The sequence below is a fragment of the Vreelandella profundi genome, assembly GCF_019722725.1.
GTDB lineage: Bacteria > Pseudomonadota > Gammaproteobacteria > Pseudomonadales > Halomonadaceae > Vreelandella > Vreelandella profundi.
This window is the reverse complement of the sequence record NZ_CP077941.1, coordinates 46,687-58,265: the sequence shown is the minus strand read 5'-3', so window position 1 is coordinate 58,265 and position 11,579 is coordinate 46,687. Positions and strand designations below refer to the sequence as shown.

The following is an 11,579-nucleotide window of genomic DNA, read 5'->3' as shown; positions in this document are numbered from 1 at the left end:
GACCGAGCTTCGACGCTAGACTCACGTGTTATGCTCCGGTGCTATGCCTCGGCTCTAGGTGCCGCATGCGGCCAACAACCATTTTGATACTCGGAACGATTCAGTGACCAAGCAACATTCCTTTAATCGCGAAGAACTGCTGGCCTGCTCGCGTGGCGAGCTCTTTGGCCCTGGAAATGCACAGCTTCCAGCTCCTAACATGCTGATGCTTGATCGCATCAAGCACATTCACGAAGAAGGCGGTGCGCATGGCAAGGGCGAACTGATCGCTGAGCTGGATATCGCCTCTGACCTGTGGTTTTTTGACTGCCACTTCCCCGGTGATCCTGTCATGCCTGGCTGTTTAGGCCTTGATGCCATGTGGCAGCTGGTGGGCTTCTATTTGGGCTGGCTAGGTCATCCCGGTCGCGGTCGCGCGCTAGGCTGTGGTGAGGTCAAGTTCAGCGGCCAGATCCTGCCTGAGGCTAAAAAAGTGACCTATAGTATTAATATTAAGCGTATTATTACCCGTCGCCTCATTTTGGGTATCGCCGACGGAACGGTAACCGTCGACGGACGCGACATCTATCAGGCTAATGATCTGCGCGTTGGCCTATTCACCTCCACTGCGAATTTCTGAACAGGAGGCTCCCATGCGACGAGTGGTAGTCACCGGCCTCGGCATTGTATCTTGCCTTGGCAATGACCAACGACAGGTCCTGGACGCGCTCAAAAATGGGCGTAGCGGTATTCGTTTTAAGGAAGAGTATGCTGAGCGTGGCTTCCGTAGCCATGTCGCGGGCAGCGTCGATATTGATCTTGATGCGCTGATCGACCGTAAGCTGCGGCGATTTATGGGCGATGCCGCGGCGTACGCGTACGTTTCCATGGCGCAAGCTATCGAAGACGCCGGTCTCAGCGACGAACAGGTATCCAATGAGCGTACTGGTCTTATTGCAGGCTCTGGTGGTGCTTCAAGCGCCAACCAAGTCGAAGCAGCCGACGTGCTGCGCGAGAAAGGCCTGCGCCGCGTTGGTCCTTATCGAGTCACCCGCACAATGGGTAGCACCGTTTCTGCGTGCTTAGCGACGCCGTTCAAAATCAAAGGCGTGAATTTCTCTATCTCCTCTGCCTGTGCGACGTCTGCACACTGTATTGGCAGTGCAATGGAGCAAATTCAGCTCAACAAGCAGGACGTAGTGTTTGCCGGCGGCGGTGAAGAAGAGCACTGGACACTCTCCTGTCTCTTTGATGCCATGGGCGCCCTCTCGACCCACTACAACGACACGCCTGACAAGGCATCGCGCCCCTACGATAAAGCGCGCGATGGTTTTGTCATTGCAGGCGGCGGCGGTATGCTGGTGCTGGAAGAGTTGGAGCACGCTAAAGCGCGCGGTGCCAAGATCTATGGCGAATTAGTCGGCTACGGCGCCACTTCCGACGGTTACGATATGGTCGCGCCGTCTGGCGAAGGCGCCATGCGCTGTATGCATCAGGCAATGGCCACGGTTGACGGTACGATTGACTATATCAATACCCACGGCACGTCGACGCCGGTAGGTGACGTTGCGGAGCTGAAAGCCATACGTATGGTGTTTGGCAACACAACGCCTGCGATGAGCTCAACTAAATCGCTCACCGGCCATTCGTTAGGGGCTACCGGCGTACAAGAAGCTATCTACTCGCTACTGATGATGCAGCACAACTTCGTGGCAGCATCAGCCAATATCGAGGACTTTGATGAGCAGGCTGATGGCTTTGATATTGTCACCGAGCGGCGAGATGGCGTGACCATCGAGCGCGCGTTGTCTAATAGCTTTGGCTTTGGCGGCACCAATGCGTGCCTGGTCTTCCAACGCTATAATGATGAACGTTAGTACGACGACCGGCTTGATAAGTACCGAAGAGTAATATTGAAGGTTGATACAAGAATGGCGCCCGATGGGCGCCATTCTTGGTTAAAAGCGATGTCGTTAAAAGCTATGTCGTTAAAAGCTATGTCATTAAAAGCTATACCGTCATCGAGTGGTAGGTCGTGGCACCTCAGAAATTTCCTGTAGCTGTGCCTCGATCCATACTTCCACTTCTGCGAGCACTTCATCGGGCATACGCCCCGCTGTTTCAATGGGCTTGCCAATGCGCACACGCAGCACGCCTGGACGCTTAACCCAATGGCGCCCGGGCCAACGCTCTCCTGCGTTATGAGCAACGGGCAACACCGGCACGCCGGCACGGCAGGCCACTACGCTGCCACTTTTGTTGTAACGCTTGCGCTGGCCAGGATCAACCCGCGTGCCTTCCGGAAAAATAAGTACCGACAGCCCGGTGCCCAGCCGCTCAACGCCTTGAGTCAGCACCTGCTTCATCGCTCGCGCGGGTTTAGAGCGATCCAAACTGATGGGGCGCAATAGTCGTAGCGCCCAGCCAAAAATAGGCAGGCGCAGTAATTCGCGCTTCAGCACGGTACATACCGGCGGCTTCATCACCTGTAGAAACACGGTTTCCCACTCGCACTGGTGATTGGCTTGAATCACACAGGGGCCGCTAGGCAGATTTTCCCGCCCTTGAATGTCGTAGCTCACTCCACAGGCGATTCGAAACCACACCATTAAGAAGTAGTTATACAAATTCAGTAAGCGATAGCGGCCCGACAGCGGCAGAAATGGAGCGATCGGCAAAAAGAGTACGCCAATCATCAGCATGGCTAAAAAATAGCCAGCATAAAAGATCAGGCTGCGAACCACGTTTATCAAGCCGATGCTCCTGTATCGCCAGCACGGTCATTCTCACGGGTCAAACACCATGCATCGAGCATACGCCCAGCCTCTAAGCGCCAAGGTTTTTGATGAACGCCGAAGACATCGAGCACCCGCCGACAGTTTAAGACACGCCGTAGTTTAGCATCGTGATGGTGCTTCAACGGCTGCACCTCACCCAGTACAATCTGCTCGCCACGCCCTTCAAGGTGCGTTAACAGCTGGGTGCGTACCATCGAGGTAAACGTAAAGGCGCTGACGGGCTCGGTGCCGGCAAGATGATACGCCCCCCAAGCATTCGCCCCACCGACCTGCTGCTGAAGCATACCGATGAGCGCCATCGCAACAGCGTCTGCGGATGTTGGGCAAAAAATCACGTCTTCCGCCGCGCGTACCGCTTCTTGGGCAACCAGACTCTGGATGATGTCATTGAGCCACGCATGGCTGCCCTCTAAGGCAAACAGCGGGCCCAGGCGTACAATCAAATGGTGCTGCAGCTCGGCGCGGATACGATCACCAGCCTGCACCAGCCGGCGCAGACTTTCGTCTCGCGGGGCGGGCACGACATGTTCGTCGATAGGAACATCTAAACCATCTTCATAGAGCTGATCCGAGACACACCATACCAGCGCTACGTCTTGCGATAGGCAGGCATCCAAGCAGGCATCAACCGCGTCAGCATGAGCCGTGACCTCCGCCGGCGCCATGTCCAGCGGACGTGCCAGCGGCGGAATAATCACAGCGTCAGGCGCGATTGTTTCAAGGCGCGACGCCGTAATAGTAGTGCCTTGCTCAATGACCAGCTCCGTGTCGGTGCGACGACTCACTTCCCGGGCTAATGCCAAGCTCAGGCAGTGTCCGGCATCCAATATCAGCAGCTTCAAGACAGCCTCTCCTCATTACGCCTCATTCTAAGGTGCGCGTTTAATAACGCTCTCAGAACGGAATCTCGTCGTCGAAGTCATCGAAGTTGCCCGGATCCGGAGCGCCATAGCTGTTGTTTTGCTGGTGAGGCTGAGGTGCTTGATTACCCTGCTGCTGCGGTGCTGGCTGCGCGGGGCGAGGTGCCGACTGAGGGCTATTCTGCTGAGGATAGCCGCCACTCTGACTATGCTGGGCCGGACTGCTCGGTGCGGCATTATTTTGAGCCGGTGCATTCTGACCAGGGCCGTTCTGACCAGGGCCGTTCTGAGAAGCGCCGTTTTGAGCAGCGTTACCCTGGGCAGCGTTATTTTGAGAATAGTTATTTTGCGGAGCACCGCCGCCCTGGAAATCACCTGTACGGCCGTCCAGCATCTGCATATCGTTAGCGACGATTTCAGTTGAGTAGCGATCCTGACCGTTCTGATCCTGCCATTTGCGCGTTTGCAGGCGCCCTTCAATGTAGACTTTAGAGCCTTTTTTCAGATACTGCTGGGCGATTTCGGCCGTCTTATTGAACATGACGACACGGTGCCATTCGGTGCGCTCTTGGCGCTGACCGCTCTGGCGATCCATCCACGTATCGCTGGTCGCCAAGTTTAAATTTGCCACGGCTGTACCGCTTGGCGTGAAGCGCATCTCAGGGTCTTGCCCGAGGTTACCAATCAAAATGACCTTGTTAATACCGCGAGCCATAAGGTGCTCCTTTTATCTTTTAATAGGTGTCATATAGGGTTAATTGCCAGCCAAGGCCACTGTCACGGCCCTGCTTGGTTAAGATTGGGGTGGCGACATTAGCCTAGTCAATGTCGCTCGATCCAGCTGCTGACGATTCACTTTCAAATAGACCAAGCGCTCCTCCGGCACCAACATAACGTCTTCAACGCCGACCACGTCGGCTAAATGCTCCATGAGCAGATCCAGCGTACCCACATGCGAGTCATCTAACGCAACGATTTCACTGGATAGTGGCGGTGGCGACGGCATCCACCACATTGCCACCCACCAGCAAAGCGCCAGTCCTGCGCAGCCAATAAAGACTGCATTGAGCCCTCCGAAATGGGCCAAAAGCCCGCCCAGAGTACCGCCTAAAAAAGCGCCTAAAAACTGGCTGGTAGAGTAAACCCCCATCGCCGTGCCTTTCGCCCCCGCTGGCGCCAGCTTACTGAGCATGGAAGGTAATGTGGCTTCCAGCAAATTGAAGCCGGTAAAGAACACAAACAGCCATACAAACAGCCAATCTCCCGCGAAGAACGGCAATCCTAGCCCTGCTAAGCTAATGACAATCGCGCCGATGGCCAGCAAACACATCAGCCGCATACGCTGCTTTTTTTCCGCCACAATAATGAGCGGCACCATGGCTACAAACGAGAGTGCCATAATGCCTAGATAAGCCAGCCCATGATACTCAATCGGCACACCGGCGCCCAACAGACGGAAGGGAACCGCTACAAAGATCGCCATCAGCACTAAATGCAGAGAAAAAATCGAGACGTCAAGCCGCCATAAATCGGGGCGCATGATCACGCTTTTGAACTGCTGACGGTCCATGCTGACATCGCGATGGCGGCGACGGCGCGGCGCGGCAGGCACCCACCGCCACAGCACTAGCAATCCTACCAGCGTCAGTAGCGCAGTAAACCAAAAAACACCGGATAAGCCTGCCCAGACCGCCAGCCAAGGGCCTAGCACCATGGCAATCGCAAACGATACGCCAATCGATAATCCAATGATCGCCATCGCGGCGGTACGCACTTCTTCACGGGTTTGATCGGCAAGTAGCGCCATAATCGCCGCCGCGACGGCGCCACCGCCCTGAAGAGCCCGCCCGGCGATGATACCCACCATGGTGTCGGAAAGGGCCGCCACCATGCTGCCCAGCGCAAAAATCACCAGCCCCAGCGCAATTACTCTTTTGCGACCGATACGGTCTGAAAGTAAGCCAAACGGAATTTGCAGCGTCGCCTGGGTGAGACCATAAATACCCAGCGCCACGCCCACTAACAGAGGTGTCGATCCTTCAAGCGTGTCGGCGTAAAGCGCCAACACCGGCAGCACCATGAACAAACCCAGCATGCGAGACGCATAAAGCCCGGCCAAACCGCTAATTGCACGGCGTTCAGAGCCCAGCAATAGAGCGGAAACCTTGCGCATAATGCCCCTGTTTACGATGAAAAATAGCTATGTGGTGAATAGACATAAGGTGAATCAGCATAACGTTTTGAGATAATCCCCTATTCTAGCGGTTTGCGCTCACGCTGGAAACGTCGCACGTTGCCGCAGGTTAATAATGCGGTTTTGCCGGGAGGGGCACGACAAACGTATAATCACATTTTTACCGCGCGATTCGAGGTGTTGATGGACAGCATTCTGGTCAGGGGTGCCCGCACCCACAACCTCAAGCAGATCGATGTGGAACTGCCCCGTAACAAGCTCATTGTGATTACCGGCCTATCCGGGTCGGGCAAATCGTCGTTAGCGTTCGATACGCTCTATGCCGAGGGCCAGCGCCGCTACGTGGAATCACTTTCCACCTATGCGCGCCAGTTCCTGTCGATCATGGAAAAGCCCGATGTTGATCACATTGAAGGGCTTTCGCCTGCGATCTCTATTGAACAGAAGTCCACCTCCCACAACCCACGCTCAACCGTGGGCACGATTACCGAAATTTATGACTATCTGCGCCTGCTGTTTGCCCGCGCGGGAACGCCGCGCTGCCCAGAGCACGGTGAAGACTTAGAAGCGCAAACTGTCTCCCAGATGGTTGATCAGGTCATGAATCTCGCCGAAGGCACCAAGCTGATGCTACTGGCGCCGGTCGTTAAAGGCCGCAAAGGCGAGCACCTTCAATTATTGGCTGAGCTGCGCGCCCAAGGGTTTGTTCGCGCCCTCGTCGACGGCCAGGTGCTTGAACTCGATGACATTGAGCCGCTGGATAAGCGTAAAAAGCACGATATCAGCGTAGTCGTTGATCGCTTTAAGGTACGCGATGACCTTGCCCAGCGGCTGGCGGAATCTTTCGAAACAGCGCTGAACCTAGCCGACGGAACCGCCATGATTCACTTCATGGACGGTGAGCGCGATGATATCGCTTTCTCCTCGCGCTTTGCCTGCCCGGTGTGCGGCTACTCGCTGGCAGAGCTTGAGCCGCGCATGTTCTCGTTCAACAACCCAGCCGGCGCCTGCCCCACCTGTGACGGCCTGGGCATGCAGCAGTATTTCGATCCTGACAAGCTGATCAGCCACCCCGACCTTTCCTTGGCGGAAGGCGTGATCAAAGGCTGGGATCGACGCAATATTTACTACTTTACTCAGCTCCAGGCGTTGGCTCAGCACTATCGCTTTGAGCTGGAAACCCCGTGGAAGGAGCTCGCCCGCCACGAGCAGGAAATCATTTTAAACGGCAGCGGTGATGAGCAGGTGCCGTTTGTCTACGTCGGTGATCGTGGCCGCAAAGTCACCCGCGAGCATACCTTCGAGGGCGTGCTGCCCAATATGCAGCGCCGCTATCGTGAAACCGAATCCAACATGGTGCGCGATGATCTGTCTAAGTATATCGCGGTGCAGCCCTGCGCTACCTGTAGCGGCTCGCGGCTACGTAAAGAGTCGCGCCATGTGTACGTGGACGATCACAACATTGCCGAGATTGTGCGCTTCCCGATTGGCGAAGCATGGCGCTACTTTGCCGATCTCAGCTTGCCGGGGCGCAAGGGTGAGATTGCCGATAAAATCGTGCATGAGATCCACGCTCGGCTAGAATTTTTGGTCAATGTCGGGCTGGACTACCTCAACTTGGAGCGCAGCGCTGACACGCTTTCCGGCGGTGAAGCGCAGCGTATCCGCTTGGCCAGCCAGATTGGCGCAGGCCTCGTCGGGGTTATGTATATTCTTGATGAGCCTTCGATTGGCTTGCACCAGCGCGACAATGACCGGTTGTTGAAAACCCTTGAGCGACTGCGCGATTTGGGCAATACCGTGATTGTTGTCGAGCACGACGAAGACGCCATTCGTGCCGCTGACCACGTGCTGGACATTGGCCCAGGGGCTGGCGTCCACGGCGGCGAGATTGTCGCCCAGGGCACCCCGCAGGATGTGATGGACAATCCTAACTCACTGACCGGCCAATACCTTTCTGGCACGCGGGAAATCGCCGTGCCGCCCTGGCGCATTCCCGGCAATCCAGAAAAACAGCTGATTGTGCGTGGCGCCACCGGCAACAACTTGCAAGACGTTACGTTGACGCTGCCATTGGGGCTGTTTATTGCCATTACCGGCGTCTCTGGGTCAGGCAAATCGACGTTGATCAACGGCACCTTAATGCCGATTGCGGCAAGAGAGCTGAACCGTGCGACCACGTTAATCCCCGCGCCTTATGAAAAAATTGAGGGGCTTGACCAGCTCGACAAGGTCATCGATATTGACCAAAGCCCGATTGGACGTACCCCGCGCTCCAACCCAGCCACCTATACCGGCATTTTCACGCCGATTCGGGAGCTGTTCGCGGGCACCCAGGAAGCGCGTTCGCGAGGCTATAAGCCTGGGCGCTTCAGCTTTAACGTCAAGGGCGGGCGCTGTGAGGCATGCCAGGGTGAAGGCATGATCAAGGTAGAAATGCACTTTTTACCGGATATTTACGTGCCCTGCGACGTGTGTAAAGGCAAGCGTTACAACCGTGAAACGCTAGATATTCACTACAAAGGCAAAACGATCCACGAAGTGCTGACCATGACAGTGGAAGACGCTTTGGCGTTCTTTAGCCCGGTGCCTGCCATTGCTCGTCGCCTGCAGACGTTGCTTGATGTAGGGCTTTCCTACATTCGTCTGGGGCAAAGCGCGACGACGCTATCGGGTGGTGAAGCACAGCGGGTTAAACTCGCCCGTGAATTAGCCAAACGTGATACGGGCAAGACGCTCTATATATTGGATGAGCCGACCACCGGCCTGCATTTTGAAGATATTCGTCAACTACTCACGGTGCTGCACCGCCTGCGCGACCACGGCAACACTATTGTGGTTATTGAGCATAATTTGGACGTGATCAAAACCGCTGACTGGATTGTTGATCTGGGGCCCGAAGGTGGCTCAGGGGGCGGGCAGATTATTGCCGAAGGCACGCCTGAGCAGATCGCCAAGCTAGAGGTCTCGCATACCGGCCACTTCCTAGCGCCACTGCTGGCACGCGGTAATCGCGCGACTAAACGCTGACCGCCTGAGAAGGCGGTTCAATTTAGTCACATGGAGTAACAAGGGAGCTCCTCCTGGCGACAACAGGGGTATAGTGGCCAAGCATTTTTGGCAGCCATATTTTTATAGTATTGAGCAGAAAAAGAAGAGGGAAATGTTTGATTTCTCTCTTAAAGGGATACGTTATGGGCCATGAAAAAAGCTGTATTATCAGTCACTTTAGCCACTATTGCTCGCTAACGGATGAAGAGAGGAAGCTGCTCATCGCCCTGGAGGAGAGCCCCACTGATATTAAATCAGGCGCGCTGCTCTGGGAGGTGGGTGATATCGCCAATGAGTTTTGCACGTTGAAAAGTGGCTGGGCCTATTCTTATCGCCACCTTGAAAACGGCGATCGACAAATTCTGGAAGTGTTTTTGCCTGGCGATATTATTGGGCTAAGCGAGTTTGCGTTCTCGCAACGGCTTGAGAGTGTGCGCATGATTGATGATGGCGTTATTTGCCATTTCCCGCATAAGCGCCTGCTGGAAATATTTCGTCAGTCGCTGCCACTCACATCCGTAATGTTTGCCATCAGCAGCCGCCAGCAGGCACTACTAACCGAACGGTTGATCACTCTCGCTAGACGCAGCGCTCGTCAGAAAATGGCCCACTTTCTTTACGAGATGTATCTGCGCCTGCGTCAAACTAACCCGGACATTAGCAACCAGTTTCGTCTACCGCTTTCACAAGAGCAGCTGGCCGATGTGCTTGGCCTCAGCCCGGTGCACGTTAGCCGTACCTTCACTGCACTCAGTGATGATGGGCTTGTCTTTCGCGACCGCCATCATTTAACGATTCCGGACTTACAAGCGCTCAGTGCCGAAGGTGAGTTTGACAGCCGTTATCTCAACGACAACGTCCGCCCTCTGTTAGGCAGCGCTGAATAAAAAACCGCCATTCTACTCTTTTGCCAAACGCCAACACGCTATAGGCTAGAGACTTTGGTTAAATGGCCTACATCATGTCCGCAACTCATCCTCTGCACCCTCGCTCGCTAACGCTTGCCACTATGGTAATGGCCCTCGCATGGTTAGCCGCTACGTCCTCGGTAAACGCGGAGACGTTTAATACCGGTGATGTGGAAAGCCATGAAGACTGGCAGTCAATGACACTCTCGCGGGGCGGTGAACAGCACTATCGAGCGGTTGAAGCCACTAGCTATTCGGATGCTACGCTGAGCCTGAACGCGACGTCTGGCGTATGTGATCTACCGTGGCTTGAAATGCGCGTTACGCTTGATCAGCAGCAGGATGAAAGCCGCACGGTGAACTTAGTACCCACCCGGCTGCGCATTGATGAGCAGCCGGTGATAGATACCATGGCGGAGTTTATTACCGAACGCGGCGACGATGGGTTTTACGCACATTTTTACTTAAGCGACTTCACAACCTTAATGACCGACCTGCGTCAGGGTGAGCAGCTGTTTCTTGGCTTTGATCAGGGAGATCAAGAGCCTTGGTACATGACCTTTAGCTTGCAAGGAGCCGGCACGGCCATTAATCGTATGCTGGCCCAGTGTGAAGGGGCGGATGATTCTAAATAATCGCGGCAGAGCGTTGCACTCAGTCAACGTCTCAGCCTGATTACATCACCCCTCGACAAGCTCTACACATGGCGTTTCAATGGAGGCCTTTCTAGCAGATATTCAAAGGCTTCTCATGTTCAGCTTGCTACCTCATCACTATACGGCGCTGATTGTCGGTGCCTCCGGGGGAATAGGGGCTGCTATCACTCAGCAGCTATTATCATCCTCCCAAGTTAGTCATATCTTTGTCGTAAGCCGGCAGCCTCAGCGGCTTAACGATCCTCGAATCACTCACCTAACGCTCGATGTTTCTCAAGAGCAGGATAGGCTGGCGCTTAAGCAACGGCTGGCTGCCCAGCCCATTCACTTCTTTTTCAATGCCATGGGTATCCTGCATGATGAATCTCATCATCTGCAGCCCGAAAAGCGCCTTGATCAGCTCAGTGCGGACAATCTAGCCCAGGTAATGAACGTTAATGCCTTTACTCCGATTCTACTGCTAGCGACACTACAAGATTCGTTCAAAGGAACACACCCTGCTGTGATTGCCAGCCTCTCGGCTCGCGTTGGCTCGATTACCGATAACGCCTTAGGAGGGTGGTACAGCTACCGTGCCAGCAAAGCAGCACACAATATGCTGTTTAAAACCGCCGCCATAGAACTTAAGCGGCTTAACAAGCAGACGATTGTACTTTGCCTGCATCCAGGCACCACCGATACAGCGCTCTCTAAACCCTTTCAAGCAAGAGTACCTAGCGAAAAGCTATTTAGTCCTGCATTTGTAGCAGAGCAGCTGCTCGCGGTGATTGCACAGAGGACTCCCGATGACAGCGGAAGTTTTTGGGACTGGAACGGTAAGTCGATTGAATGGTAACGCAAAAAAAAACCCCCGGGGCATGTGCCCTGGGGGTTTTTTCATATAAGTGCCTGACGATGACCTACTCTCGCATGGGGAGACCCCACACTACCATCGGCGCTAAGCGGTTTCACTTCTGAGTTCGACAAGGGATCAGGTGGTTCACGCGTGCTATGGTCGTCAGGCGTAACTGGTGGTATATCATGCTGATGTGACTGTTTTATCTTTTTACGTGCCGCCTGCCTGTCTCACTTTTGTGAGTTAGCTTAGCCACACGCTGCGTATCCGGCTTTTTTGATGCACTTAACATCATTAC

At 54.7% G+C, this 11,579-nt stretch carries 9 protein-coding genes, 1 rRNA gene and 2 pseudogenes; 7 read left to right on the top strand and 5 right to left on the bottom strand.

Going from position 1 to position 11,579, the window contains the following annotated elements; translation table 11 throughout:
* The first annotated feature begins 103 nt into the window (after positions 1-103).
* Together fabA and fabB are read left to right on the top strand one after the other, a co-directional pair.
* Positions 104-619, top strand: a complete 516-nt coding sequence (fabA, locus tag KUO20_RS00255) for a 3-hydroxyacyl-[acyl-carrier-protein] dehydratase FabA (RefSeq protein WP_235040966.1) — start codon at positions 104-106, stop codon at positions 617-619.
* 13 nt (positions 620-632) lie between these two features.
* Entirely contained in the window at positions 633-1,856 is a 1,224-nt protein-coding gene (gene fabB, locus KUO20_RS00250; RefSeq protein ID WP_235040965.1) for a beta-ketoacyl-ACP synthase I, read from the top strand.
* A 141-nt stretch (positions 1,857-1,997) separates the two neighbouring features.
* Here fabB and KUO20_RS00245 read toward each other — a convergent pair whose 3' ends face one another.
* Positions 1,998-2,732, bottom strand: coding sequence for a lysophospholipid acyltransferase family protein (locus KUO20_RS00245; protein ID WP_235040964.1), 735 nt, complete (start codon positions 2,730-2,732; stop codon positions 1,998-2,000).
* Entirely contained in the window at positions 2,729-3,619 is an 891-nt protein-coding gene (locus KUO20_RS00240) for a sugar nucleotide-binding protein (protein ID WP_235040963.1), read from the bottom strand. The genes KUO20_RS00245 and KUO20_RS00240 overlap by 4 nt, the downstream gene beginning before the upstream one ends.
* 226 nt (positions 3,620-3,845) lie before the next feature.
* Between KUO20_RS00240 and KUO20_RS16810 the strand changes: the two are divergent.
* Positions 3,846-3,929: pseudogene (locus KUO20_RS16810) on the top strand (hypothetical protein); the annotation flags it as partial.
* Positions 3,930-3,938: 9 nt separating this feature from the next.
* On the opposite strand, the pseudogene ssb reads toward KUO20_RS16810, so the two are convergent.
* A pseudogene (gene ssb, locus KUO20_RS16805) lies at positions 3,939-4,295 on the bottom strand (single-stranded DNA-binding protein); the annotation flags it as partial.
* Positions 4,296-4,430: 135 nt separating this feature from the next.
* Positions 4,431-5,810, bottom strand: coding sequence for an MFS transporter (locus tag KUO20_RS00230; protein WP_235040961.1), 1,380 nt, complete (start codon positions 5,808-5,810; stop codon positions 4,431-4,433).
* A 204-nt stretch (positions 5,811-6,014) separates the two neighbouring features.
* On the opposite strand from KUO20_RS00230, the gene uvrA reads away from it, so the two are divergent.
* The 4 genes from uvrA (at position 6,015) to KUO20_RS00210 (ending at position 11,281) form a co-directional block, all read left to right on the top strand.
* Entirely contained in the window at positions 6,015-8,861 is a 2,847-nt protein-coding gene (gene uvrA / locus KUO20_RS00225) for an excinuclease ABC subunit UvrA (protein WP_235040960.1), read from the top strand.
* A gap of 164 nt (positions 8,862-9,025) precedes the next feature.
* Positions 9,026-9,769: a Crp/Fnr family transcriptional regulator gene (locus tag KUO20_RS00220; protein ID WP_235040959.1), complete on the top strand. Its 744-nt coding sequence runs from the start codon at positions 9,026-9,028 to the stop codon at positions 9,767-9,769.
* A 74-nt stretch (positions 9,770-9,843) separates the two neighbouring features.
* Positions 9,844-10,425 carry a hypothetical protein gene (locus KUO20_RS00215; RefSeq protein WP_422823090.1) on the top strand — a complete coding sequence of 194 codons (582 nt, stop codon included), beginning with the start codon at positions 9,844-9,846 and terminating at the stop codon, positions 10,423-10,425.
* A gap of 115 nt (positions 10,426-10,540) precedes the next feature.
* Complete coding sequence (locus tag KUO20_RS00210) at positions 10,541-11,281, top strand: SDR family NAD(P)-dependent oxidoreductase (RefSeq protein ID WP_235040957.1); 741 nt, start codon at positions 10,541-10,543, stop codon at positions 11,279-11,281.
* 51 nt (positions 11,282-11,332) lie between these two features.
* On the opposite strand, the gene rrf is transcribed toward KUO20_RS00210, so the two are convergent.
* Positions 11,333-11,448: ribosomal RNA gene (rrf, locus tag KUO20_RS00205) — 5S ribosomal RNA — on the bottom strand.
* Positions 11,449-11,579 lie beyond the last annotated feature (131 nt).